Below are 22,380 nucleotides of genomic sequence, written 5' to 3' on the forward strand. Positions count from 1 at the left end.
ACCGTGTGCCCATCCAGGGTAAAGGACGGGCAAAGTGAAGGGCGGGTCGGCTCCGCGGGCCCCGGTGGATCAGCTCCGGAGCTCCTCGATCACCGGGGCGAACGCGTCCATGAAGGGTTCCAGGACCGTGAAGTAGGTGAAGCCGTAGCGCTCGCGGTGGCCGCGCACGCGTTCGGCGATCTCCCGCACGGTGCCCATCAGCACGGCCGGGTGCTCCAGCAGCTCCTCCGCCGGGAAGTCCGGGGCGAGGGCGCCGAGCTCGTGCGCCCTGGCGGGGCCGTCGTCGCCGACCTCCACCCGCTGCACCAGGTAGTTCAGCTCGGCGGGCGTGCTGCGGCCGGCCGCGAAGCCGCGGTAGGCCGCCACGCGCTCCTCCAGTGCGGCCGGGCTGATGAGGCGCAGCGAGTCGTCGGGCCCCGTCTGCGCCCCGGTGAAGGCGGCGATGTCCGCGTGGCGCGCCGTCAGCCGCAGCACGCGGTTGCCGTTCCCGCCGAGCAGCAGCGGGGGACGGGGCGACTGTGCGGTCGCCGGCCGGTGCTCCGGGTCGCCCAGCAGGCGGTCGAGCTCGGTGATCGTGCGCTCCAGGTGGTCGACCCGCTCGCGGGGCGAGCCGAACGGCAGGCCGGCGCTGTCGTGCTCGGCCCTGGCGTAGCCGGTGCCCAGCCCCAGCTCCAGCCTGCCGCCGGTCAGCTGGTCGGTGGAGGCCACCTCGCGGGCGAGCAGCGCCGGGTTCCAGAACCCGGCGTTGAGCACGAACGTGCCCACCCGCGGCCGCTCGGTGGCCTCCGCGGCGGCCACCAGCGAGGGGAACGGGGCGGGCATGCCGAGGTGATCGGGCACGAGGATGACGTCGTAGCCCATCGCCTCGGCCTTGCGGCACTTGGTGCGCCATTCGGCGGACGTGCCGGTGTCGAGCATGTTGACGGCGAAACGGAACGGACGGGACATGGCAAACCCCCTGGAGCGTCGTTGATGATCAACGTACCGGAGGCTGGCTCCGTTTATCCGCGGGTGCACTCGTCCGTGAGGGAACTCACCCGTCCGAAGCCGTCCGAGGCGGTCCGGGGCGTCCTGGGCCGTCGGGGCTCACGGCCCCGGCTCGGCCGGCCGCCGCGCCACCCCCAGCACGCACGGCGAGGACGGCACGGGCACCCTGGTGCGCGGCACCTGCAGCCGCCGGTAGTCACCCATCTCGAAGCCGGCCGCCTCGATGGACGCCAGCGGATCGCGGGCCGTGTGACAGCCGCCGAACAGCAGCGGCCACACCGTGCGGTCCAGCGACCGCTGCACCTGCGCCAGCACCCGCCCCTGCGCGATGCCGTGCTCGAAGAACCGCAGCTCACCGCCCGGCTTCAGCACCCGCCGCAGCTCCGCCAGCGAGCGCCGCACGTCCCGCACCGAGCACAGCACCAAGGACACCACGGCCGCGTCGAACGCCTCGCTCTTGACCGGCAGTGCCTCGGCGGCGCCCGGGACCACGTCCACCGGCACCCCCGCCCGGACCGCCGCCTCCACCGCCAGCCGCCGCAGCCGCCGCTCCGGCTCGATGGCCACCACCTCCGAGACGGTGCCGGGGTAGTGGGGGAAGTTCAGCCCGTTGCCGGCGCCGATCTCGATGACGCGTCCGGACAGGCCGGTCAGCAGCGCCTGCCGGTGGGCCCCGACGCCGGCGCGCTCGTCCATGACCGGGCTCAGCCTCGCGTAGACGCGGGCGAAGAGCGGGTGGTGCACCACGTCGTGCGGCGTTCTGGTGCTGCGGAACGGCATGTCATACCCCTTCCCGGGGCCGGGAATACGACGGCTACGTCGATTCTTCCCAGGGACGGGGCTTCCCTCCCCTGCCCTCCCGGATCAGCGCAGCGCCCCGCAGGGCACCGCACCGTCCCAGGTGCCGCCCAGCTCCGGCGTCAGCCAGGACCGCGCCGCCTCGCGGAAGGTCTGCCCAGGCATCGCACCCGCCCCCTCCGGCACCGCGCCCAGCAGTCCCACCCCGGCCACCTCCGGCAGGTCGGACAGGTTGCAGCGCATGGCCAGGTCCGGTTCGGCCGGCCAGCTGCCGATGACGACGCCCGTGCAGTGCAGCCCCCGCGAGCGCAGCGCCTCGGCGGTGAGCTCGGTGGTGTTGAGCGTGCCCAGACCCGCCTGGGCGACGATAAGCACCGGCGCGTCCAGCAGCCCGGCCACGTCCGCGAGCGTCGCACCGGCGTCGTCCAGACGGACCAGCAGCCCGCCCGCGCCCTCGACCAGCACCAGGTCGTGGGAGGCGGCCAGCTCGGCCGCCGCCCGTGCGATCTCCTGCGGCGACACGGGCGCCAGGCCCGCCCGCCGGGCGGCCGTCGCGGGCGCCAAGGGCTCGGGGAAACGGGCCAGTTCCACACCGGTCACGGGCCCCGCGAGCCGCAACACCTCCGCGACGTCCCCCACCTCGCCCGGGCCGACCCCGGTCTGGGTGGGCTTGAGCACCGCCACCGAACGTCCGGCGGCCAGCGCCGCCGCCGCTACGGCGGCCGTCACCACGGTCTTGCCGACCTCCGTGCCCGTCCCCGTGACGACCATGACCGACATGATTCCGCTCCCTCCACCAGGGCGCCGGCCGCACGCGCGGCACGGCGCCGGTCCTGCGCCGCCCGCCGTGTGCGGACGGCGTTCCGTCCTAGGCCGTGTCCGCAAAGTCCCGCCTGGCCCGCGACTCCCCCAGCTACCGCTGGGAGGCGCCCCCAGCACGCACGCTCGCTGCGTTGTCGGGGTCGCCCGAGTACGCCCAGTACGAGGACGACCCTCCGCCTTGCGATCTCCCCCAGCTACCGCTGGGAGGTGCCCCCAGCACCAGACGCCGCGGGCCACGCCCTTCGGGCGTACGGCGCTACTTTGCGGACACGGCCTAGCCCTCGCGGGCGACGGCGCGCACCGCCGCACAGATCCGGGCGAGGTCCTCGTCGCCCGTGACGTAGGGCGGCATGGTGTAGACGAGGTCGCGGAACGGCCGCAGCCACACTCCCTCGCGCACCGCCGCCCGGGTCGCCGCCGCCATGTCCACCTCGTGATCGAGCTGGACGACGCCGATCGCGCCGAGCACCCGTACGTCCCGGACTCCCGGGTACTGCGCCGCCTCGGCCAGACCGTCGAGCAGGCCCGCCCCGATCCGCTTGACCTCCGCCTGCCAGTCCTGGGACAGCAGCAGGTCGAGGGACGCGCAGGCGATGGCCGCCGCCAGCGGGTTGGCCATGAACGTCGGGCCGTGCGCGAGCACCGGGACCTCGCCCCGGGAAATGCCCTCCGCCACCCGTGTCGTGCACAGCGTCGCCGCCATCGTCAGATAGCCGCCGGTGAGCGCCTTGCCGAGACACAGCACATCGGGGGTGACCCCCGCGTGATCCGCCGCGAAGAGCGCGCCCGTACGGCCGAAACCGGTGGCGATCTCGTCGAGGATCAGCAGCACGTCGTGCTCGTCGCACGCCTCGCGCAGCATCCGCAGGTGGCCGGGGGAGTGGAAGCGCATCCCGCCCGCGTTCTGCACCACGGGCTCGACGATCACCGCGGCCAGCTCGTCGGCGTGCCGCGCGATCAGCTCCCGCACGTGTGCCGCGTACGCCGGATCGACCTCGGCGTCGAAGCCGGTCGGCGGCGCGTCCGCGAAGATCTGCTCGGGCAGCGCACCGGACCACAGTGCGTGCATGCCGCCGTCCGGGTCGCACACCGACATCGGCTGCCAGGTGTCGCCGTGATAGCCGCCGCGCCAGGTCAACAGGCGCTGCTTGCGCGGTTTTCCGGCCGACCGCCAGTACTGGAGGCACATCTTCAGGGCGACCTCGACCGACACCGAGCCGGAGTCGGAGAAGAAGACGTGTTCGAGCCCCTCGGGCGTGATCTCCACCAGCTTGGCGGCCAGCCGCACGGCGGGCTCGTGGGTGAGCCCGCCGAACATCACATGGCTCATCCGCTCCAGCTGGGCGTGGGCCGCGGCGTTGAGCACCGGGTGGTTGTAGCCGTGGATCGCCGACCACCAGGACGACATGCCGTCGACCAGCTCGCCGACGCCGTCGACCGGTTCGGCCAGCCGCAGCCTGACCCCGGACGCGGACTCGACCACCAGCGGATCGACCCGGCCGGGCATCGGACCGTACGGATGCCACACGTGCTGCTTGTCCAGGGCGAGCAGGTCACTCGCGGTGAGCGGCTCAGGCATTGGGCGGCAGGTCCGTTCCCGCACCACGGCGCCGCACGGCGACCAGGTCCGTACGGGCCTCGCCCGCCGGCACCGGCTCGGCCGCTGCATCCGCCGCCGCGCCGTCTTCGCCGCACGGGCCGCAGCCGCCGCCCGTACCGCAGCCGCCCGTGCTCTCGCCCGCACCGTGCGAGCCGCAGCCGCCCGCACCCGGGCCGGCGCCGTGCGAGCCGCAGCCCGCGGCCGCCAGGGCGTCCGCGCGGTGCTCCGGCAGCGTCGTGGTGTCCGTGCCCTCGACCTCGAAGCCCGCGTCCGCGATCATCGCCAGGTCGGCCTTGCCCTCCTGGCCCTCGCTCGTCAGGTAGTCGCCGAGGAAGATCGAGTTGGCCAGGTGCAGGGCCAGCGGCTGCATCGACCGCAGGTGCACCTCGCGGCCGCCCGCCAGCCGGACCTCCACGTCCGGGCAGACGAACCGCACCATCGCCAGGATGCGCAGCGCCCGCTGCGGCGTGAGGTTCCACTCCTTGGCCAGCGGCGTCCCCTCGAAGGGGATGAGGAAGTTGACCGGCACCGAGTCCGGGTCCAGCTCGCGCAGCGAGAAGACGACGTCCACCAGGTCCGCGTCGCTCTCGCCCATGCCCGCGATCAGCCCCGAGCAGGCGGACATGCCCGCCGCCTGGGCCTGCTGCACCGTCTCCACGCGGTCGGCGTAGGTGTGGGTGGTGGTGATGTCGCCGTACGTCGCCTCGGACGTGTTGAGGTTGTGGTTGTAGGCGTCGGCGCCCGCGGCGCGCAGCCGCTCCGCCTGGCCGTCGGAGAGCAGGCCGAGACAGGCGCACACCTCGACGCCCTCGTTCTGCTCCTTGATCGCCTCGATGGTCTTCGAGACCCGGTCGACGTCCCGGTCGGTCGGACCGCGGCCGCTGGCCACCAGGCAGACCCGCTTCGCGCCGCCGGCCACGCCCGCGGCGGCCGCCTTCGACGCCTCGTCCGGCTTCAGCCACGTGTACTTGAGGATCTCGGCCTTGGAGCCGAGCCGCTGCGAGCAGTACGAGCAGTCCTCGGGGCACAACCCGGACTTGAGGTTGACCAGATAGTTGAGTTTCACCCGTCGCCCGAACCACGTGCGGCGTACCTTGCCCGCCGCGGCCACCACGTCGAGCAGCTCGTCGTCGGAGGTCGCCAGCACGGCGAGCGCCTCTTCGCGGGTCGGCAGCTCCCGCCGCAACCCCTTCTCCACCAGCGTGTTCAGCAGGTCCATGGCGCAGATCCTCGCTTACCCGACCGCTCCCGGCCAAGGTAGGGATCGCACAACAGAGGCCGATTGAGGTGTGTGTATTGCCACACCGTGCCCGGACGCCGCGACGGCTAGGTTTTATGCAAACCCGCCAAATGAAGAGGGACGGCCGATGCCCCAGGACCCGTTCGACTGGATCGACGCGCAGCAGGAGCGGCTGCGGGCCGCGGGGCTCCTGCGGACCCTGCGCCCCCGTCCGGCCGACTCCGGCCTCATCGATCTGGCCGGCAACGACTACCTGGGCCTGACCCGCCACCCCGAGGTCACCGGGGCCGCCGCGGAGGCGGCCCGGCGCTGGGGCGCGGGAGCGACCGGCTCCCGGCTGGTCACCGGCAGCACCGCACTGCACGCCGAGCTGGAGGCGGAGCTGGCCGCGTTCTGCGGCTTCGAGGCGGCCCTCGTCCTCTCCTCCGGCTACGCCGCGAACCTCGCCGCCGTCACCGCGCTGTCCGGCCCCGGCACCCTGCTGGTCTGCGACGAGCTCAACCACGCCTCCCTCATCGACGGCTGCCGCCTCTCGCGTGCCGAGCGGACCGTCGTCCCGCACGCCGACGCGGAGGCGGTGCGCAAGAACCTGGCCGCGCACCCGGGCCGGGCGATCGCCGTCACCGACTCCGTCTTCTCCGTCGACGGCGACGCCGCCCCGCTGCCGGCCCTCGCCGCCGCGTGCCGGGACGCCGGTGCGGCCCTGCTCGTGGACGACGCCCACGGTCTCGGCGTCCTCGGTGACGGCGGCCGGGGCGCGGTGCACGCGGCGGGCCTGGCCGGCGACCGGAACGTGGTGGCCACGGTCACGCTCTCCAAGTCCCTCGGCAGCCAGGGCGGTGCCGTGCTCGGCCCGGCCCGGGTCATCAACCACCTGATCAGCACCGCCCGCACGTTCATCTTCGACACCGGCCTCGCCCCGGCGGCGGCCGGCGCCGCACTGGCGAGCCTTGCGGTGCTGCGCCGCGAACCCGGGCGCGCCCCGCGGGTACGGGCCGTGGCCGCCGGGCTCCACCGGCGACTGACGGCGGCCGGGCTGACGGCGGTGCGTCCCGAGGCGGCCGTGGTCTCCGTCCGGGCCCCCTCGCCGGAGGCGGCGGTGCGCTGGGCGGCCGACTGCCGGCGGGCGGGTCTGGCCGTCGGCTGCTTCCGGCCGCCGTCCGTGCCGGACGGCGTCTCGCGGCTGCGGCTCACCGCGCGCGCGGACCTCTCGGACCGGCAGGTCGCGGAGGCGGCCGACACGATCGTGAGGACCGCGCCGACCGCCTGACGCTCACCTTCGCCCGGTGGTGTTCCCGGGGCTTTTGCCGCCCAGTTCGCTGACGAACACGGACCAGGCGGTGGGTGCGAACCGCAGTACCGGTCCGCTCGTGCGCTTGGAGTCGCGCACGGCGAGCAGCCCTGGTGCGAGGCTCGCCGTCTCGACGCAGTTGTTCATCCCGGTGCTGTAACTGCTGCGGTGCCAGACCGCGTCGCACGGGCCGAGGTGACCCGCTGGAGAGGGAACGTACTGAGGCATTGCGGACATGTTGCCTCCCTACGCGCCGTCGCTGATCCCGGCGATGTATTCCAATGACTTTTCGTGCGAGAGGGCGTGTGCCCGGAGGGTGGTGAATGCCGAGCCGTACGCCCGGAGGTCCTCTTTCTGCTCCAGGTAGAGGCTACTCGTCAAATGGTCGAGAACAACCACGTCCAGATCGGCGATGCGCGGAAAAGAGAAGATAACGAAAGGGCCGGTGATCCCGATGTGGTTTCCGCTGGTGAACGGCAGCACGTGCAGCCGCACATGCGGCAGCGACCCCATGTCCAGCAGATGCCGCAGCTGTCCCGCTATCACCTCCGGCCCGCCGACCTCGTGCCGCAGCACCGCCTCGTCGAGCACCGCGCAGAGCTGCAGCGGCCGTTCCCCGCCCAGCACCGACTGCCGGGCCATCCGCACCCGCACGAGCTCCTCGACCTGCTCCGGCGGCGGGTCGGCCAACGCGGCCCGGGTGACGGCCCGGGCGTACTCCTGCGTCTGCAACAGGCCCGGCACCACCGTGGTCTCCAGCGTCCGCGCGTGGGACGCCTCCGACTCCAGGCTGATGAAGTCGAGATACGCCGAAGGCAGCAGATCGCGGTAGGCGTACCACCAGCCGCGCCTGGGCCCTTCCGCCTCCTTCGACCCCGCCCCGCACAGCGCTCCCAGCAGGGCCCTCAGCTCCGGGTCCGACACGCTGTACACGTCCAGCAGCCGGGCCACGTCGGAGGGCTTGACCCCGCTGATACCCGTCTCGATCCGGCTCACCTTCGACTGGTGCCAGCCGACGGCGCAGGCGGCCTCCCTGCTGGTCATCCCGGTCAGTTCGCGCTGCCGGCGCAGCTCCGCGCCGAGTTTGCGGCGGCGCACCGCGGGTCCGTACCGCATCCGTTCTCCCTCCCCGCCGCTCCACACCACACGTCAGAGTCAATAGACCAGTGTGCCGTCCATATCCGGCCTCTCAGGGAAGAGTTCACCGCTTCGAGCGACAGATATATCCATATTCCGGTGGATCGCACCCATCGCGTCCGCGAAGAGTGGCAGTCTGACGCGAAGAGCAGCGGTGGAAAGGGACAGCACCATGGCAGACCACCAGGAAGCAACCATCACCCTGCCGAGTGTCTCCGCCTCGGTGCCCGGTGCCCGCCGCTACGTCATGGACGTGCTCGGGGAATGGGGACTGGCCGCCGGTTCGGAGGCCGCCGACGCCGTCCGGCTGATCGTCTCCGAGCTGGTCACCAACGCCGTGCAGCACACCCGGGGCCAGTCGCCGACGTTCACCGTGGACGTCCGCCTCGACCGCGACGAACACCTGCGCATCGGCGTCACGGACAGCCATCCCTGCCACCCCCGGCGGCTGCCCGCCGCCGTCCAGCAGGACCACGGGCGCGGGCTGGTCATCATCCGCTGCCTGACCGTCGAGCGTGGCGGCAGGCTCTCGGTCGTCCCGACTGCCGACGGCGGCAAGACGGTGTGGATCCGCCTGCCGTGGACGCTGCCGGCCGGCTGAGCGGCAGCACGGAGGGGCCGGGCGGAGGCCGCCCGGCCCGGCGCTCTCGTGGAGCGCGCTCCTGAACCGGTGGGTTCGTCGTTACCGCGGGTGCCGGTGGGGCACCGGAGGGCGGCAGTCGGGTCCGCTGCCACGGAAGGGACGCTCTGCGTGCGGGACGCGTCGTGGCCGGGGCGGGCGCGCGGGGTGTGCGCCGCCGGTCACCGGCCGTGCGGCGGTCAGCCGTTCACGCGGCCGTAGGAGACGCTCTGCGTCCAGATGCGTTCGAGTCGCACGACCGAACCGGTCTTGGGGGCGTGCCAGATCTTGTTGTTCCCGGCGTATATCCCCACGTGGTAGACACCGCCCCGGCCGTGGAAGAAGACGAGGTCGCCCCGGGTGCGCGAGAAGCCGGGGATGTGCGGGGTGCGGTTGTACTGGTCCTGTGCGGTCCGCGGCAGTTGCTTGCCGGCCCGCTTGAAGGAGTACTGGGTCAGACCCGAGCAGTCGAAGCGGTACGGTCCCGTCGCCCCCCACTGATAGGGGGAGCCGGCCTTGGAGGCCGCGATCTGCAGGGCCGTGGTGGAGATGGTTGCGGCTTCCGCGTCGTTCGTGGTGCCCGGCGCCAGCACCGTGGCGCCGACGGCCGCGAGAGTCAGGGCGGATTTCACGGAGAGGGGCATGGCCCCTGCCCTGGACATTGAGGGACGTTTGTGCGCGCCCATGCCAAACCCTTCGTCAGCCGCCTGTGAAGGATGACCTGTCGGGTTCGGGCAGGCGAAGAATGCCCGGCCGCCGGAGCGGCTTCACCCCAAGGGACGCCAGGGAGTTGCTGCTCTCCCACCGTCCCGCCGTGCTCGGGTCCTCCATCCCTGCCGGTGCACTTATGTCGACCAGTCGCCCCGGCGGCGGCAGGGTTCGGCGTCCGCCCGGACCGCCCCGCCGCGGTGGCGGGGTCTTGTCGTCGGCACGGATCTTGGCGCAGCCGCGCCGCCCGCGCCGAGCGGATCCCGCCATATGTGAGCCTCGTCACCCTTGAGCAATTCGGCTGGACGCGGGGCGATATGACGGTGGCGACTTTCCCCTGGTGACTCCGCCACCTGCGGCGGAGCGATCTCTCCGAGCGGCGCATGCGCGCGTCGCCCGAAGTGATCACTGCGGCACGTCTACGATCGCCTCCGCCGTCTGAAGGAGATCGAGGGGCGAATGTTTCCGCTCCTCAGTTCGGCGGCTCCGAGGGCAACATCACCCGGCCGGCCCGCCGTTCCCCGTCCAGGACCCGCATCGCTCGTGCCAGCGTCCCCGCGTATATCTCGCGTTCGCCGCGTCCGTGCATGACCGTCAGCGCGTCGCGCAGCCCGGTGGCCGCGAGCGCGAGCGCCTGCGCGGCTCGTAGCGCGGCGTACGTGTCATGCGTGCGGGCCGGGTTGATCCGGCCGAGAAGATCCAGTACTTCCAGATAGCGGTCCACCAACTCGCCCTCGGCGCGGGTCAGGGCGGGCAGCGGCGGAAGCTCCGGTGGCCACACGCCGCTCACCGCGCCCCGGGGGCGGCATCCTGCGCCGCCCGGCTCGTGACGATGCCGTCGGCGAGCCCGTAGGCCACCGCGGCGCGGGCGTCCAGGACCATGTCCCGCTCGGTGTCCCGCCGGATCCGTTCCGCGCTCTGCCCGGTGCACCGGCTCAGCATCCCCGTCAGGGTCTCCCGGGTGCGCAGCAACTCCTCCGCCTGCAGGGCCAGGTCCGAGGGCTGCCCCTGCACCGGCCCGTCGAGGGAGGGCTGGCGGATGAGCACCCGGGCGTGCGGCAGCATCATCCGCTTGCCCGGCGTCCCGGCCGCCAGCAGCACGGCCGCGGCCGAGTCGGCCCGGCCCAGGCAGACGGTCTCGATGTCGCAGCAGACGTAGCGCATCGCGTCGTGGACGGCGCACAGGGCGGAGAAGGAGCCGCCGGGGGAGTTGAGGTAGAGGGAGATGTCCTGGTCCGGCGCCGCGTGCTCCAGGTACATCAACTGCGCCGTCACGTCGCTCGCCGCCGTGTCGTCCAGCGGCGTCCCCAGGAAGAGGATGCGCTCGGAGAAGAGCTTGGCGTACGGGTCCGTGGTGTGGACGCCGGTGCCGGTGCGTTCGGTGAACTCCGGCAGGACGTGGCGGGCTGCGGATCGGTCCATGGCTGCGCCTCTCGTCGGTCGTCGCGGGTGATCGTCGACGTGATCACCATCTGTAAAAAATGTACAGGACGTACACCTCGTTAGAATGGGGCCATGGCCTACGAAATTCCTGTGACGCAAGCCCGAGCCGAGCTGGCGGAGCTGATCAACCGCGTCGTCTACGGCGGTGAGCGGGTGGTCGTCACCCGCCACGGGAAGCCGCTCGTCGCCCTGGTCTCCGCCGCTGACCTGCAGCGGCTCGAAGAGGCCGGTGCCGACGCGGCGGCCGGCGAGGAGCAGGTGATCAGCACGGTCGCCTCGTTCGGCTCCCTGGGCGCGTCCGCTCCGGGCGAACGCCGCCGCTTCGGCATCGCCGCCGAGCACCGCGACCCCGGCGCCGCGGAGCGCCCCTGAGAGCTCCGGCCATGACTGCGCAAAGAGCGGGTCAGCGCAGTTAACGCGTTGGAAAAGCTTGCGCCCTAATCTGCCTTCAGCGGCCACGGGGAGAAGAACCCCAGGTCAACACTGTGTTGAGGTAGGACGCATGCAACTGTCCCCGCACGAGCAGGAAAAGCTGCTCATCCATGTGGCCGCCGGCGTCGCCGAGCGGCGCCGGGCCCGCGGGCTGCGCCTCAACCACCCCGAAGCGGTGGCCCTGATCACCGTGCACATCCTCGAAGGCGCCCGGGACGGCCGCACCGTGGCCGAGCTGATGTCCTCCGGGCGCAAGGTGCTCACCCGCGACGAGGTCATGGAGGGCGTGCCCGAGATGATCCACGACGTGCAGGTCGAGGCCACGTTCCCGGACGGGACGAAGCTCGTCACCGTCCACGAGCCCATTGCGTGACGGGGGAGCGACGCCCATGATTCCCGGACAGGTACTGCACGCCACCGAGCCCGTACGGCTCAACGAGGGCCTGCACCGCACCCGGCTCGTCGTGCTCAACGCCGCCGACCGGCCCGTGCAGGTCGGCTCGCACTACCACTTCGCCGAGGCCAATCCCGGCCTGGAGTTCGACCGCGCCGCCGCGCGCGGCAGGCGCCTGGACATCGCCGCCGGCACCGCCGTGCGCTTCGAGCCGGGCATCCCCGTCGAGGTCGAGCTCGTCCCCCTCGCGGGCAAGCGCATCGTCGAGGGCCTGCGCGGCGCGTGCGGGGGACCGCTCGATGCCTGAACTCACCCGCGCCGCCTACGCCGACCTCTACGGGCCGACCACCGGTGACCGCATCCGGCTGGCCGACACCGACCTCGTCGTCGAGATCGAGGAGGACCGCTGCGGCGGTCCCGGCCGCGCCGGGGACGAGGCGGTCTTCGGCGGCGGCAAGGTCATCCGCGAGTCCATGGGCCAGTCCCGCGTCACCCGTGCCGAGGGCGCCCCCGACACCGTCATCACCGGCGCCGTCGTCCTCGACCACTGGGGGATCGTCAAGGCCGACATCGGCATCCGCGACGGCCGCATCACCGGCGTCGGCAAGGCCGGCAACCCCGACACCATGGACGGCGTCCACCCCGACCTCGTCATCGGCCCCGAGACCGAGATCATCGCCGGCAACGGCCGGATCCTCACGGCCGGTGCCGTCGACGCCCACGTCCACTTCATCTGCCCCCAGCTCGCCGACGAGGCCCTCGCCTCCGGCATCACCACGCTCGTGGGCGGCGGCACCGGACCCGCCGAGGGCAGCAAGGCCACCACCATCACCCCCGGCTCCTGGCACCTCGCCCGGATGTTCGAGGCCCTGGAGGGGCATCCCCTCAACATCGGCCTCCTCGGCAAGGGGAACACCGTCTCCCACGACTCCCTGCGCGCCCAGCTGCGCGCCGGTGCCGTCGGATTCAAGATCCACGAGGACTGGGGGGCCACCCCCGCGGCCATCGACGCCTGCCTGAACGTCTGCGAGGAGAGCGGCGCCCAGCTCGCCCTCCACACCGACACGCTCAACGAGGCGGGCTTCGTCGGCGACACCCTCGCCGCCGTCGCCGGCCGCACCCTCCACGCGTACCACACCGAAGGTGCGGGCGGCGGGCACGCACCGGACATCATCACGGTGGTCTCCGAGGCCAACGTCCTGCCCAGCTCCACCAACCCCACCCGGCCGCACACCGTCAACACCGTCGACGAGCACCTCGACATGCTGATGGTCTGTCACCACCTCAACCCGGCCGTCCCCGAGGACCTCGCCTTCGCCGAGTCCCGTATCCGGCCGGGCACCATCGCCGCCGAGGACGTCCTGCACGACCTCGGCGCCATCTCCATCATCTCCTCCGACTCCCAGGCCATGGGGCGCATCGGCGAGGTCGTCCTGCGCACCTGGCAGACCGCGCACGTGATGAAGAAGCGCCGCGGCCCCCTGCCCGGCGACGGTCCCGCCGACAACGCGCGGGCCCGGCGCTACGTCGCCAAGTACACCGTCAACCCGGCCGTGGCGCAGGGCCTGGACCACGAGATCGGCTCCGTCGAGACCGGCAAGCTCGCCGACCTGGTGCTGTGGGAGCCGGCCTTCTTCGGCGTGCGGCCGCTGCTCGTCCTCAAGGGCGGACAGATCGCCTACGCGCAGATGGGCGACGCCAACGCCTCCATCCCCACCCCGCAGCCCGTCCTGCCCCGCCCCATGTTCGGCGCCTTCGGCCGCGCCCCCGCCGCGACCTCCCTCAACTTCGTCACCCAGTGGGCCATGGACGACGGCCTGCCCGAGCGCCTCGGCCTGGGGAAGCGCTTCGTCCCGATCCGCAGCACGCGCCGCGTCACCAAGGCGGACATGCGCAACAACGACGCCCGGCCACGGGTGGAGGTCGACCCGGACACCTTCACGGTCACCATCGACGGCGACGCGGTGGAGCCGCAGCCCGCGGCGGAACTGCCCATGGCCCAGAGGTACTTCCTCTTCTGATGACCATCACCGACGTCATCGCCGCGCCGGAGGATCCGGCCCGTCCCCTGCCCGCGCCCGCGCCCGCGCCCGTTCCCCGGGCCGGGGGCAGGGGAGCCCTCGCCGCGCTGCTCGTCCTCGCCGACGGCCGCTTCCCGGCCGGCGGTCACGCGCACTCCGGCGGGGCGGAGGCGGCCGTCAAGGCCGGGCGGATCACGGACGGGGCATCACTGGAGTCGTTCTGCCGCGGGCGGCTGCACACGGCCGGACTGGCGGCGGCCGGGCTCGCCGCCGCTGCCGCCGCCGGAATCGATCCGCTCGCCCTCGACGAGGCCGCCGACGCCCGCACTCCTTCGCCGGCCCTGCGCACGGCGGCCCGGCGGCTCGGGCGGCAGATGATGCGGGCCGCCCGCGCGACGTGGCCCGCACCCGCGCTCGACGCCCTCGCCGCCGACCGGCCGCGCGGCGCCCACCAGCCCGTCGTGCTCGGCCTCGCCGCGCGCGCCGCCGGCCTCGGACCGCTCGATGCCGCGTACGCCGCCGCGTACGAGGCGGTGAGCGGGCCGGCGACGGCCGTGGTGCGGCTGCTGAGCCTCGATCCGTTCGAGGCGACGGGGGTGTTGGCGCGGCTTGCGCCGGAGCTCGACGCTGTGGCGGCCGCTGCCGCGGAGGCCGCGCAACGGGCCGTGCGCGAGGGCCCGGAGGCCCTGCCCGCTCCCTCGGCGCCGCTGCTGGACATCACGGCGGAGCAGCACGCGGCGTGGCCGGTGCGTCTGTTCGCCACGTAGCGGAGCCCCGGTCCCGCCCTTTCGCCGTTTCCCGGGGCTCCGCCCCGGACCCCGCTCCTCAAACGCCGGAGGGGCTGAATTCTCAGCCGTCCGGGAAGAACCCACACCGACCCCCGGAGGGACCATGCACCTCGACCACCCCGACGCGTTCCCCCACCGCCACACCTACGGCCCTGCCGACCCCACCCGCCCCGACGGGCGACGCCGTGCCCTGCGGATCGGCCTCGGCGGGCCCGTCGGCTCCGGCAAGACGGCCACGGTCGCCGCCCTGTGCCGGGCACTGCGCGACGAGTTGTCCATCGCCGTCGTCACCAACGACATCTACACCCGTGAGGACGCCGAGTTCCTGCTGCGCAACGCCGTGCTGCCGCCCGAGCGCATCGCCGCCGTGGAGACGGGTGCCTGCCCGCACACGGCCATCCGCGACGACATCTCCGCCAACCTCGAAGCCGTCGAGGACCTGGAGGACGCGGTGGGCCCGCTCGACCTCGTCCTCGTCGAGTCCGGCGGGGACAACCTCACCGCCACCTTCTCCAAGGGCCTGGTCGACGCACAGATCTTCGTCATCGACGTCGCCGGCGGCGACGACATCCCCCGCAAGGGCGGCCCCGGGCTGACCACCGCCGACCTGCTCGTCGTCAACAAGACCGACCTGGCGCCCTACGTCGGAGCCGACCTGGAGGGCATGGCCCGCGACGCCAAGTCCCAGCGCGGCGAGCTCCCGGTGGCCTTCACCTCGCTGGCCGCGGAGGGCGGGGTCGCACCCGTACGCGACTGGGTGCGCGAGCAGGTGGCGGCGTGGACCGCCCGCACGCCATGACCGTCCCGGCTCCTGCGGCCACTCCCGGGCTGCGCGCCGCCGCACGGATCGTCGCCGCGCCCGACGGCAGGGGTGGCACGGCGCTGCCCGTGCTGGACGGTTCGGGCCCCTTCGCCCTGCGGCGGCTGCGCCCGGACGGTTGCGAGGCCCGGGTCGCGCTCGTCGGCGCCATGAGCGCGCCGCTCGGCGGCGATCTGCTCGCCCTCACCGCCGAGGTGCGGGCGGGCGCCGCGCTGCGCTTCACGACCACGGCCGCCACGATCGCCCTGCCGGGCCGTACGGGTGCGCCCGCCGCGTACGACACCCTGATCGGCGTGGGGGAGGGGGCGCAGCTGTGCTGGCTCCCCGAGCCGCTGATCTCCGCCCGCGGCAGTGACCTGCGGACGACGACACGGGTCGACCTCGCCGCCGGCGCCCGCCTGGTGCTCCGCGAGGAGCAGGTCCTGGGCCGGGCGGCCGAGCCACCGGGGCGGCTGGCCGCACGGCTGACCGTGCGGCTGGCCGGGCGCCCGCTCTTCGACCAGGAGCTGTGCTACGGGCCCGGGGCGCCCGGCTGGGACGGCGGGGCCGTGCTCGGCGGTCATCGCACCGTCGGTCAACTCCTCGTCGTCGACCCGGCCTTCGACCGGCATCCGGTGGCGGCCCGCCCGCTGGGGACGACGGCCGCCCTCGCCCCGCTCGCCGGCCCCGCGGCCGTGGTGAGCGCGGTGGCACCGGACGCACTGGCCCTGCGCAGGCTGCTGGATTCGGCACTATCCCAACTGAATGCCGCAACTCGGAAGTCTCGCGGATAGTTGGGGCGAAGGGTGCCTCTCGTGCCCTTCCGTGTTTCGTCACGTTTACGGATTAGTAAAGAACGCCCGCCCACCCTGTCCTTTGTGGCAGGGGAGACGAAAGGATTCCCCCTTGCAGACCGCGTGATCATCGCCGCCTCGGGCGGCACTCAGCAGGGGGATTCACACGTGAGATCAAACGCGATATCCGCTGCCACCGTGGTGGCAAGCGCGCTGGTCGCCGGGTTCCTGACCGCCCCGGCCGCCGGCGCCGCGGAGGCGGTGCCGGGCGGCGCCGCCGAGGCCAAGGGCGTGAAGATCGCCGCCGAGCGGGCGGCCAAGGCCGGCATCAACTGGCAGGACTGCCCTGCCGACTGGGGCCTGGAGAAGCCCATCCAGTGCGGGTTCGTGACCGTCCCCGTCGACTACGCCAAGCCCAACGGGCCCACCATCCAGATCGCCGTGGACCGCGCCCGTTCCACCGGCACCGCCGAGGAGCACCAGGGCTCGCTCGTCTACAACCCCGGTGGCCCCGGCGGCTCCGGCCTGAAGTTCCCGCGCAAGATCACCACGAAGAGCCCGATCTACACCAAGATCGCTCAGGCTTACGACTTCGTCGGCTTCGACCCGCGCGGCGTGGGCCGCTCCGCGCCGATCTCCTGCGTCGACCCCCAGGAGTTCGTCAAGGCCCCCAAGGCCGACCCGGTGCCCGACAGCGAGGCCGACAAGCGCGCCCAGCGCAAGCTGGCCAAGGAGTACGCCGACGGCTGCGCCGAGCGCAGCGGCAAGCTCCTGCCCCACCTCACGACGCCGAACACCGCCCGTGACCTCGACGTCGTCCGCGCCGCCCTCGGCGAGAAGAAGCTCAACTACCTCGGCGTCTCCTACGGCACCTACCTCGGCGCCGTCTACGGCACGCTCTTCCCGGACCACGTCCGTCGCATGATCGTCGACAGCGTCGTCAACCCGGCCCGGGACAACATCTGGTACAAGGCCAACCTCGAACAGGACATCGCCTTCGAGGGCCGCTTCAAGGACTGGGAGAGCTGGGTCGCCAAGTACGACTCGGTCTTCCACATCGGCGACACCCGCGACAAGGTCCAGCAGGAGTGGGAGAAGCTGCGCGCCGCCGCGAAGAAGCAGCCCATCGGCGGGGTCGTCGGCCCGGCCGAGCTGATCAGCTTCTTCCAGAGCGCCGCCTACTACGACTCCTCCTGGATCTCGGTCGCCGACACCTGGAAGAAGTACCGCGCCGGTGACGAGAAGGCCCTCGTCCAGGCCGCGGGCCCGGACCTGACCGACAAGGCCGGCAACATCGCCTCGGAGAACAGCAACGCCGTCTACACCGCGGTCGAGTGCGCCGACGCCAAGTGGCCCACCAGCTGGAAGAAGTGGGACCGCGACAACACCCGCATCCACCGCCAGGCCCCCTTCATGACCTGGGCCAACGCCTGGATGAACCTGCCCTGCGCGACCTGGAAGGCCCCGCAGCAGAACCCGGTCGAGGTCGCCACGCACAAGGGGCTGCCCAAGACCCTCATCGTGCAGTCCGACCGTGACGCCGCCACCCCCTACGCGGGCGCGGTCGAGCTGCACAAGCGCTTCCGCGGCTCGCAGCTGATCACGGAGGCGGGCGCCGGCTCGCACGGTGTCACGAGCCTGAAGAACCCGTGCATCAACGACCGCGTCGACGCGTACCTCCTCACCGGCAAGACCGACGGCAAGGACGTGACGTGCACCCCGCACGCCACCCCCGAGCCGCCGAAGGCCGCGACGAAGTAAGGCACACGCGCACCCGCCGGGGCCGAGCCCCGGAACACACCGCGCCCCGGCCCGTCATGGGCCGGGGCGCGGCGTCGTCCCCCGGGTCAGCGCCCGGCCGGGGCGAACACGGCGGTGAAGGCCGCTCGCGTGGGGGAGTCGGCGCGGCGGTCCAGGACCGCGAAGACGACGTGCTCGAAGCGGTGCGCGAAGCGGCCCGCACCGGTGAGGTGGGCGGCGAACGCCGTGGCGACCTCCCGCGGGTCGTTGCGGAAGACCCCGCATCCCCAGGCGCCGAGCACCAGCCTGCGGTAGCCGTGCGCGGCGGCGACCTCCAGGACCCGGCCCGCCCGCTGGGCCAGCACCGCCGGGACGCGGTCCGTCTCCTGCGGCGCGCGCTGGGCGATCACTCCCGCGTTGGGGGCGGGCGACGTCAGGAAGCCCACGGTGTAGGGGGATTCCAGCAGTGTGCCGCGGTCGTCGCGGAAGACCGGGACGCCGGGGGAGTGGATGACCCGGTGGCTGTAGAACGGGCTCGTGTCGGCGCGGTGGGCCGCGTAGAACTCCGGGGCCTCGCGCAGGCACGCGTAGAGCGCCGAACCGCGGCAGAGCGCCTCCTCCTGCGCCTGCGCGCCGTTGAGGTAGCCGCCCCCGGGGTTGCGTGCGGAGGCGAAGTTGAGGACGGCCACCGGGCCGTCCGCCGCCAGGCGGCGCGACGCGTCCAGGCTGCCCTCGCCCGTCACCTCGAACACCGTCGCCGCCCCGGCCCGCGCGTCCGGCACGGCCACCGGCCCGGGCCCGTGGAGCACGGTGTCCCGCCGCGCCCTTCGCACCGCACCGGCGAAGTCCACCGCCCGGCCGCCGGGCGTCGTGTAGCCACCGGAGGCGACGATCACCTCCGTCATCCGCGCGACCTCGCGCAGTCGCGCGCTCATGCGTCGTCCCTCGTCAGAAGCTGTGTCACAAGCGCCGAGCGTACGGCCCGCCGGCCCGCGCCCGCGACGGTTTTTCCGCAGGTCACCCCGCGCGGCCGACCGGGTGGCCGGGGACCCCCGCACGGGTGAGCGCACGGTGCGGCCCCTTGCCGCGCGCGCCCGCGCGCGGTGCCCTGGCGCGGGCAACCCCGCGCCCCAGGAGGCCACCACCATGTCCGTACGCACCACCGCGGCCGCAGCGGCGACCGCCACCGCCCTCCTCGCCCTCCCCCCGGCCCCGGCGCAGGCCGACGGCAAGGGCGAGGGGCGCTTCCTCCTCACCGTCTCCGGCGCCCAGAGCACCTGGATCCGCGGCGTCCAGCTGGTCTGCCCCGGCCCGGGCGGACACCACCCGCACGCGTCCGAGGCATGCGAGAGCCTGCGCCTGGCGAACGGCCGGCCCGACGCGCTGCCCCCCGACCCCGCGCGCGTGTGCACCCAGGAGGAGGACCCGGTCACCGCGACCGCCACCGGCCAATGGAACGGGGCCGCGGTCGCCTGGCGGAAGACCTTCCCCCACTCCTGTGCCCTGGAGGCCGCCACCGGGCCCGTGTTCCGCTTCTGAAACCGGCGCCGTGACCGGGCCCGTGCCTCTCAGGCGCCGCGCGCCGCCAGTGATCCGATGGTCGCCAGCCCCAGCACCACCCACGTGAACCACAGCCAGCCGTTGCTGCCGATCGTCACGGTGTAGGCGGTCACCAGGACCAGCCCGCCGACGGTCATCGCCGCCATCGCCTTCGCCGATCCGGGCATCCCGCACCTCCTCACGGCGGCCCGGGTGCGAAAACGCGCGGACCGCGGCCAGGAGACCATCGTCTCCCCACCGCGGTCCGTACCGCCATACCGCTGCCGGGCCCGTCACTGCCCCCGCGTGTTCAACGAGGCCAGGTAGGCGTTGTAGGCGGCCAGCTCCTTGTCGCCGTTCCGGTCCGCCGCCCGGTCGCTGCGCCTGGCCTGGCGCTGCTCCGAGCGGTACCACTGGTAGACCAGCGCCAGCAGCACCACGACGGACGGGATCTCGCTGAAGGCCCAGGCGATGCCGCCGCCCGCCTGCTGGTCCTCCAGCGGGTCGATGCCCAGCGAGGCCGGCGGGTGCATGTACGTGCCGATCATCGGCTCCGAGGCCATCATCAGCGCGATGCCGAAGAAGGCGTGGAAGGGCATGCCGGCGAACAGCTCCAGCATCCGCATCACGTACCCGGGGCGGTGCGGGCCCGGATCCACGCCCATGATCGGCCAGAAGAACACCAGGCCCACCGCGAGGAAGTGCACCATCATCGCGATGTGACCCGTCTTGCTCTCCATGAGGAAGTCGAAGAGCGGGGTGAAGTACAGGGCGTACAGGCTCGCGATGAACAGCGGGATCGTGAACACCGGGTGCGTGATGACGCGCATGTAGCGGCTGTGCAGCAGGGAGACCAGCCACTCGCGCGGGCCCTTGCGGCCGCGCCCGGCCGCCGGCAGGGCCCGCAGCGTGAGCGTCACGGGCGCGCCCAGCAGGATCAGGATGGGGGAGAGCATGCTGATGACCATGTGCTGCACCATGTGCACGCTGAACATGACCATGCCGTAGTCGTTGAGCTTGGTGCACATCACCAGCCAGACGCTCAGCACGCCGAGGACGAACGCCACCGCACGGCCCCAGGGCCAGGCGTCCCCGCGCCGCCGCAGCCGCACCACGGCCCAGCCGTAGAGGCCCAGACCCAGCAGACAGCCGATCATGAAGAACGGTTCGCCACTGAACTGCAGACCCCGCCCCAGCGTGAACGGCGGCATGTCCATATGCATCATGCCGTGCCCGCTGTGATCCATCCGCTCTCTCCCATTTCGCACCAATGCGCCGGGACCAGAGTAGAGCCGCCCCCGGCCGGGACTCCGGCCGGGGGCGCCCGGTGCGAGCGGGGGCGGGTCAGCTCACAGCACGCACTCCACCTCGTCGTAGCGCTCCTGCGGCACGGTCTTGAGCTGCTCGACGGCGGCCGCCAGCGGCTGCAGCACGATGTCCGTGCCGTGCAGAGCCGTCATCATCCCGAAGGCGCCCCGGTGCACCGCCTCCACCGCGTGCCAGCCGAAGCGCGTCGCCAGGACCCGGTCGTAGGCCGTCGGGGTGCCGCCGCGCTGCACGTGGCCGAGGATGACGGGCCGCGCCTCCTTGCCCAGGCGCCGCTCCAGCTCGCCCGCCAGCTGGGTGGCCACGCCGGAGAACCGCTCGTGCCCGTACACGTCCGTGGCGCCCACCGCGAACTCCATGGACCCCGGGCGCGGCTTGGCGCCCTCGGCGACCACCACGATCGCGAACCGCTTGCCCGCCCGGAAGCGCTTGCCGACCACCGCGGTCAGCTCGTCGATGTCGAAGGGACGTTCCGGCACCACGATCGCGTGGGCGCCGGCCGCCATGCCCGAGTGCAGGGCGATCCAGCCCGTGTGGCGGCCCATCACCTCGACGATGAGCACCCGCTGGTGCGACTCGGCGGTCGTCTTCAGCCGGTCCAGGGCGTCCGTCGCCACCCCCACCGCGGTGTCGAACCCGAAGGTCACGTCGGTGGCCGCGATGTCGTTGTCGATGGTCTTGGGAACGCCCACGACCGGCAGGCCGGCGTCCGACAGCAGCCGGGCCGCCTTGAGCGTGCCCTCGCCGCCGATCGGTATCACCGCGTCCAGGCCGAGGTCGGCCACGTGCTCCTTGGCCCGCTCCACGCCGTTGCGCAGCTGGGCGGGCTGGACGCGCGAGGAGCCGAGGATGGTGCCGCCGGTGGCCAGGATGCCGCCCACGGCCTCCAGGTCCAGCGTGCGGTAGTCCGCTTCCAGCAGGCCGCGCCAGCCGTCGTGGAAGCCGATGACCTCGTCGCCGTGGTCGACCACGGCGCGGTGCACGACGGAACGGATGACGGCGTTGAGACCGGGGCAGTCGCCGCCGGAGGTGAGAACACCGATGCGCATGACAGGGGGACCTTTTTGATCAGGGCCGCAACGGGCCGGAGACCGGACCGGACCCCGTCGTCCGGTGGAATCCCCGCCACCCTAACCGGGCCGGGCGGCGGGGATCGTGACCGTCCGCTATGCGGGCTGTGTCGCCGCGGCGATCCGCTCGGCGCGCAGCGCCTCGTACCAGCGGTCGTCGACCGGCGGCAGGGCGTTGACGTCGAGCGCCAGCTTGATCAGCAGGTCCGCGATGTGCGGGTTGCGGGCCATGACCGGACCGTGCATGTACGTACCGAAGACGGTCTCGTTGAACGCGCCCTCGGTGCCGTCGCCCGTGCCGTTGCCCTTGCCGAAGCGGACCCGGGCGAACGGGCGGGCCGTGGGGCCCAGGTGGGTGACGCCCTGGTGGTTCTCGAAGCCCGTCAGCGGCGGCAGGCCCAGCTGCGGGTCGATGTCGGCGAGCACGTCGCCGACGCAGCGCTCGCCCTCGCCCCGGGTGCTGACGACGTCCAGCAGCCCCAGGCCCTGCTCGCGCTGGCCCAGGTCGTTGATGAACTCGTGGCCCAGGATCTGGTAGCCGGCGCAGACCGAGAAGACGATCGCGCCGTTGGCGACGGCCCGGTTCAGGCCGCCGTCCCGGCGCAGCCGCTCGGCCGCGAGACGCTGCGGACGGTCCTCGCCGCCGCCGATCAGGTAGATGTCCCCGGACGTGGGGATCTGCTGGTCGGAGCGGACGTCGACGCGCTGGACGTCCAGGCGGCGCTGGTGGGCGCGCCGCTCCAGGACCAGGACGTTGCCCTGGTCACCATAGGTGCTGAGCAGGTCGGGGTAGACCCACACCACACGCAGACTGTTCTGGCTCATGCTCACA

General features: G+C 72.9%; 26 protein-coding genes. 11 read left to right on the forward strand and 15 right to left on the reverse strand.

Going from position 1 to position 22,380, the window contains the following annotated elements; genetic code table 11:
• Positions 1 to 69 precede the first annotated feature (69 nt).
• From IE182_RS01475 to bioB, 5 genes are all read right to left on the reverse strand, one after another.
• A complete protein-coding gene (locus IE182_RS01475) occupies positions 70 to 948 on the reverse strand; it encodes an LLM class F420-dependent oxidoreductase (RefSeq protein WP_190107738.1) in 879 nt (292 codons plus the stop codon).
• 138 nt (positions 949 to 1,086) lie between these two features.
• Complete coding sequence (locus IE182_RS01480; RefSeq protein ID WP_190107739.1) at positions 1,087 to 1,767, reverse strand: class I SAM-dependent methyltransferase; 681 nt, start codon at positions 1,765 to 1,767, stop codon at positions 1,087 to 1,089.
• Between the two features lie 84 nt (positions 1,768 to 1,851).
• A complete protein-coding gene (gene bioD, locus IE182_RS01485) occupies positions 1,852 to 2,565 on the reverse strand; it encodes a dethiobiotin synthase (RefSeq protein WP_190107740.1) in 714 nt (237 codons plus the stop codon).
• Positions 2,566 to 2,881: 316 nt separating this feature from the next.
• A complete protein-coding gene (locus IE182_RS01490) occupies positions 2,882 to 4,186 on the reverse strand; it encodes an adenosylmethionine--8-amino-7-oxononanoate transaminase (RefSeq protein ID WP_190107741.1) in 1,305 nt (434 codons plus the stop codon).
• Positions 4,179 to 5,426, reverse strand: a complete 1,248-nt coding sequence (gene bioB / locus IE182_RS01495) for a biotin synthase BioB (protein ID WP_190107742.1) — start codon at positions 5,424 to 5,426, stop codon at positions 4,179 to 4,181. Before bioB ends, IE182_RS01490 begins: the two co-directional genes overlap by 8 nt.
• Before the next feature lie 148 nt (positions 5,427 to 5,574).
• Between bioB and IE182_RS01500 the strand changes: the two genes are divergently transcribed.
• Positions 5,575 to 6,717 (forward strand): 8-amino-7-oxononanoate synthase, encoded by a 1,143-nt coding sequence (locus IE182_RS01500; RefSeq protein ID WP_190107743.1) that lies wholly within the window; start codon positions 5,575 to 5,577, stop codon positions 6,715 to 6,717.
• A gap of 3 nt (positions 6,718 to 6,720) precedes the next feature.
• Here the strand turns inward: IE182_RS01500 and IE182_RS01505 are convergent, their stop codons facing one another.
• Both IE182_RS01505 and IE182_RS01510 read right to left on the reverse strand, forming a co-directional pair.
• The gene (locus IE182_RS01505; RefSeq protein WP_190107744.1) at positions 6,721 to 6,975 is read right to left on the reverse strand and encodes a DUF397 domain-containing protein; all 255 of its coding nucleotides are present in this window, start codon (positions 6,973 to 6,975) and stop codon (positions 6,721 to 6,723) included.
• 9 nt (positions 6,976 to 6,984) lie between these two features.
• Complete coding sequence (locus IE182_RS01510; RefSeq protein ID WP_190107745.1) at positions 6,985 to 7,854, reverse strand: helix-turn-helix domain-containing protein; 870 nt, start codon at positions 7,852 to 7,854, stop codon at positions 6,985 to 6,987.
• A gap of 193 nt (positions 7,855 to 8,047) precedes the next feature.
• On the opposite strand from IE182_RS01510, the gene IE182_RS01515 reads away from it, so the two are divergent.
• Positions 8,048 to 8,476 (forward strand): ATP-binding protein, encoded by a 429-nt coding sequence (locus IE182_RS01515; RefSeq protein WP_190107746.1) that lies wholly within the window; start codon positions 8,048 to 8,050, stop codon positions 8,474 to 8,476.
• Positions 8,477 to 8,694: 218 nt separating this feature from the next.
• On the opposite strand, the gene IE182_RS01520 is transcribed toward IE182_RS01515, so the two are convergent.
• The 3 genes from IE182_RS01520 to IE182_RS01530 form a co-directional block, all read right to left on the reverse strand.
• Positions 8,695 to 9,180, reverse strand: a complete 486-nt coding sequence (locus IE182_RS01520) for a C40 family peptidase (protein WP_190107747.1) — start codon at positions 9,178 to 9,180, stop codon at positions 8,695 to 8,697.
• A 494-nt stretch (positions 9,181 to 9,674) separates the two neighbouring features.
• A complete protein-coding gene (locus IE182_RS01525; RefSeq protein ID WP_190107748.1) occupies positions 9,675 to 9,983 on the reverse strand; it encodes a hypothetical protein in 309 nt (102 codons plus the stop codon).
• Between the two features lie 5 nt (positions 9,984 to 9,988).
• Positions 9,989 to 10,624: an ATP-dependent Clp protease proteolytic subunit gene (locus tag IE182_RS01530; RefSeq protein ID WP_190107749.1), complete on the reverse strand. Its 636-nt coding sequence runs from the start codon at positions 10,622 to 10,624 to the stop codon at positions 9,989 to 9,991.
• A 93-nt stretch (positions 10,625 to 10,717) separates the two neighbouring features.
• Between IE182_RS01530 and IE182_RS01535 the strand changes: the two genes are divergently transcribed.
• The 8 genes from IE182_RS01535 to IE182_RS01570 all read left to right on the forward strand — a co-directional run bounded on the left by IE182_RS01535 (position 10,718) and on the right by IE182_RS01570 (position 17,634).
• Entirely contained in the window at positions 10,718 to 11,017 is a 300-nt protein-coding gene (locus tag IE182_RS01535; protein WP_190107750.1) for a type II toxin-antitoxin system Phd/YefM family antitoxin, read from the forward strand.
• A gap of 130 nt (positions 11,018 to 11,147) precedes the next feature.
• Complete coding sequence (locus IE182_RS01540) at positions 11,148 to 11,450, forward strand: urease subunit gamma (RefSeq protein WP_190107751.1); 303 nt, start codon at positions 11,148 to 11,150, stop codon at positions 11,448 to 11,450.
• Positions 11,451 to 11,466: 16 nt separating this feature from the next.
• Positions 11,467 to 11,778 carry an urease subunit beta gene (locus IE182_RS01545; RefSeq protein ID WP_190107752.1) on the forward strand — a complete coding sequence of 104 codons (312 nt, stop codon included), beginning with the start codon at positions 11,467 to 11,469 and terminating at the stop codon, positions 11,776 to 11,778.
• The gene (locus tag IE182_RS01550) at positions 11,771 to 13,492 is read left to right on the forward strand and encodes an urease subunit alpha (RefSeq protein ID WP_190107753.1); all 1,722 of its coding nucleotides are present in this window, start codon (positions 11,771 to 11,773) and stop codon (positions 13,490 to 13,492) included. Before IE182_RS01545 ends, IE182_RS01550 begins: the two co-directional genes overlap by 8 nt.
• Positions 13,492 to 14,259 (forward strand): urease accessory protein UreF, encoded by a 768-nt coding sequence (locus IE182_RS01555; RefSeq protein WP_190107754.1) that lies wholly within the window; start codon positions 13,492 to 13,494, stop codon positions 14,257 to 14,259. Before IE182_RS01550 ends, IE182_RS01555 begins: the two co-directional genes overlap by 1 nt.
• 124 nt (positions 14,260 to 14,383) lie before the next feature.
• Positions 14,384 to 15,079 carry an urease accessory protein UreG gene (gene ureG / locus IE182_RS01560; protein WP_190107755.1) on the forward strand — a complete coding sequence of 232 codons (696 nt, stop codon included), beginning with the start codon at positions 14,384 to 14,386 and terminating at the stop codon, positions 15,077 to 15,079.
• Positions 15,076 to 15,873: an urease accessory protein UreD gene (locus IE182_RS01565; protein ID WP_190107940.1), complete on the forward strand. Its 798-nt coding sequence runs from the start codon at positions 15,076 to 15,078 to the stop codon at positions 15,871 to 15,873. The genes ureG and IE182_RS01565 overlap by 4 nt, the downstream gene beginning before the upstream one ends.
• A gap of 201 nt (positions 15,874 to 16,074) precedes the next feature.
• Positions 16,075 to 17,634, forward strand: coding sequence for an alpha/beta hydrolase (locus tag IE182_RS01570; protein WP_229844522.1), 1,560 nt, complete (start codon positions 16,075 to 16,077; stop codon positions 17,632 to 17,634).
• An 86-nt stretch (positions 17,635 to 17,720) separates the two neighbouring features.
• On the opposite strand, the gene IE182_RS01575 is transcribed toward IE182_RS01570, so the two are convergent.
• The gene (locus IE182_RS01575) at positions 17,721 to 18,548 is read right to left on the reverse strand and encodes a TIGR02452 family protein (protein ID WP_190107757.1); all 828 of its coding nucleotides are present in this window, start codon (positions 18,546 to 18,548) and stop codon (positions 17,721 to 17,723) included.
• Between the two features lie 211 nt (positions 18,549 to 18,759).
• Here IE182_RS01575 and IE182_RS01580 point away from each other — a divergent pair, with 211 nt between their 5' ends.
• Positions 18,760 to 19,152, forward strand: a complete 393-nt coding sequence (locus IE182_RS01580) for an SSI family serine proteinase inhibitor (protein WP_190107758.1) — start codon at positions 18,760 to 18,762, stop codon at positions 19,150 to 19,152.
• A gap of 29 nt (positions 19,153 to 19,181) precedes the next feature.
• Here the strand turns inward: IE182_RS01580 and IE182_RS01585 are convergent, their stop codons facing one another.
• The 4 genes from IE182_RS01585 to IE182_RS01600 all read right to left on the reverse strand — a co-directional run bounded on the left by IE182_RS01585 (position 19,182) and on the right by IE182_RS01600 (position 22,373).
• Positions 19,182 to 19,340, reverse strand: coding sequence for a hypothetical protein (locus IE182_RS01585; protein ID WP_190107759.1), 159 nt, complete (start codon positions 19,338 to 19,340; stop codon positions 19,182 to 19,184).
• Between the two features lie 105 nt (positions 19,341 to 19,445).
• Positions 19,446 to 20,399 carry a cytochrome c oxidase assembly protein gene (locus IE182_RS01590; protein WP_190107760.1) on the reverse strand — a complete coding sequence of 318 codons (954 nt, stop codon included), beginning with the start codon at positions 20,397 to 20,399 and terminating at the stop codon, positions 19,446 to 19,448.
• Between the two features lie 102 nt (positions 20,400 to 20,501).
• Complete coding sequence (locus IE182_RS01595) at positions 20,502 to 21,527, reverse strand: 6-phosphofructokinase (protein WP_190107761.1); 1,026 nt, start codon at positions 21,525 to 21,527, stop codon at positions 20,502 to 20,504.
• 117 nt (positions 21,528 to 21,644) lie between these two features.
• On the reverse strand, positions 21,645 to 22,373 hold the full coding sequence (locus IE182_RS01600) for a type 1 glutamine amidotransferase (protein WP_190107762.1): 729 nt from the start codon (positions 22,371 to 22,373) through the stop codon (positions 21,645 to 21,647).
• Positions 22,374 to 22,380: the final 7 nt, after the last annotated feature.

Origin of the sequence: Streptomyces cinnamoneus, assembly GCF_014650495.1 — a bacterium.
Lineage (GTDB): Bacteria > Actinomycetota > Actinomycetes > Streptomycetales > Streptomycetaceae > Streptomyces > Streptomyces cinnamoneus.

Excerpts from the sequence above, each read along its gene's own strand:
- IE182_RS01475 (WP_190107738.1), bottom strand. The coding sequence starts at position 948 with ATGTCCCGTCCGTTCCGTTTCGCCGTCAACATGCTCGACACCGGCACG.
- IE182_RS01480 (WP_190107739.1), bottom strand. The coding sequence starts at position 1,767 with ATGCCGTTCCGCAGCACCAGAACGCCGCACGACGTGGTGCACCACCCG.
- bioD (WP_190107740.1), bottom strand. The coding sequence starts at position 2,565 with ATGTCGGTCATGGTCGTCACGGGGACGGGCACGGAGGTCGGCAAGACC.
- IE182_RS01490 (WP_190107741.1), bottom strand. The coding sequence starts at position 4,186 with ATGCCTGAGCCGCTCACCGCGAGTGACCTGCTCGCCCTGGACAAGCAG.
- bioB (WP_190107742.1), bottom strand. The coding sequence starts at position 5,426 with ATGGACCTGCTGAACACGCTGGTGGAGAAGGGGTTGCGGCGGGAGCTG.
- IE182_RS01500 (WP_190107743.1), top strand. The coding sequence starts at position 5,575 with ATGCCCCAGGACCCGTTCGACTGGATCGACGCGCAGCAGGAGCGGCTG.
- IE182_RS01505 (WP_190107744.1), bottom strand. The coding sequence starts at position 6,975 with ATGTCCGCAATGCCTCAGTACGTTCCCTCTCCAGCGGGTCACCTCGGC.
- IE182_RS01510 (WP_190107745.1), bottom strand. The coding sequence starts at position 7,854 with ATGCGGTACGGACCCGCGGTGCGCCGCCGCAAACTCGGCGCGGAGCTG.
- IE182_RS01515 (WP_190107746.1), top strand. The coding sequence starts at position 8,048 with ATGGCAGACCACCAGGAAGCAACCATCACCCTGCCGAGTGTCTCCGCC.
- IE182_RS01520 (WP_190107747.1), bottom strand. The coding sequence starts at position 9,180 with ATGGGCGCGCACAAACGTCCCTCAATGTCCAGGGCAGGGGCCATGCCC.
- IE182_RS01530 (WP_190107749.1), bottom strand. The coding sequence starts at position 10,624 with ATGGACCGATCCGCAGCCCGCCACGTCCTGCCGGAGTTCACCGAACGC.
- IE182_RS01535 (WP_190107750.1), top strand. The coding sequence starts at position 10,718 with ATGGCCTACGAAATTCCTGTGACGCAAGCCCGAGCCGAGCTGGCGGAG.
- IE182_RS01540 (WP_190107751.1), top strand. The coding sequence starts at position 11,148 with ATGCAACTGTCCCCGCACGAGCAGGAAAAGCTGCTCATCCATGTGGCC.
- IE182_RS01545 (WP_190107752.1), top strand. The coding sequence starts at position 11,467 with ATGATTCCCGGACAGGTACTGCACGCCACCGAGCCCGTACGGCTCAAC.
- IE182_RS01550 (WP_190107753.1), top strand. The coding sequence starts at position 11,771 with ATGCCTGAACTCACCCGCGCCGCCTACGCCGACCTCTACGGGCCGACC.
- IE182_RS01555 (WP_190107754.1), top strand. The coding sequence starts at position 13,492 with ATGACCATCACCGACGTCATCGCCGCGCCGGAGGATCCGGCCCGTCCC.
- ureG (WP_190107755.1), top strand. The coding sequence starts at position 14,384 with ATGCACCTCGACCACCCCGACGCGTTCCCCCACCGCCACACCTACGGC.
- IE182_RS01565 (WP_190107940.1), top strand. The coding sequence starts at position 15,076 with ATGACCGTCCCGGCTCCTGCGGCCACTCCCGGGCTGCGCGCCGCCGCA.
- IE182_RS01575 (WP_190107757.1), bottom strand. The coding sequence starts at position 18,548 with ATGAGCGCGCGACTGCGCGAGGTCGCGCGGATGACGGAGGTGATCGTC.
- IE182_RS01580 (WP_190107758.1), top strand. The coding sequence starts at position 18,760 with ATGTCCGTACGCACCACCGCGGCCGCAGCGGCGACCGCCACCGCCCTC.
- IE182_RS01585 (WP_190107759.1), bottom strand. The coding sequence starts at position 19,340 with ATGCCCGGATCGGCGAAGGCGATGGCGGCGATGACCGTCGGCGGGCTG.
- IE182_RS01590 (WP_190107760.1), bottom strand. The coding sequence starts at position 20,399 with ATGGATCACAGCGGGCACGGCATGATGCATATGGACATGCCGCCGTTC.
- IE182_RS01595 (WP_190107761.1), bottom strand. The coding sequence starts at position 21,527 with ATGCGCATCGGTGTTCTCACCTCCGGCGGCGACTGCCCCGGTCTCAAC.
- IE182_RS01600 (WP_190107762.1), bottom strand. The coding sequence starts at position 22,373 with ATGAGCCAGAACAGTCTGCGTGTGGTGTGGGTCTACCCCGACCTGCTC.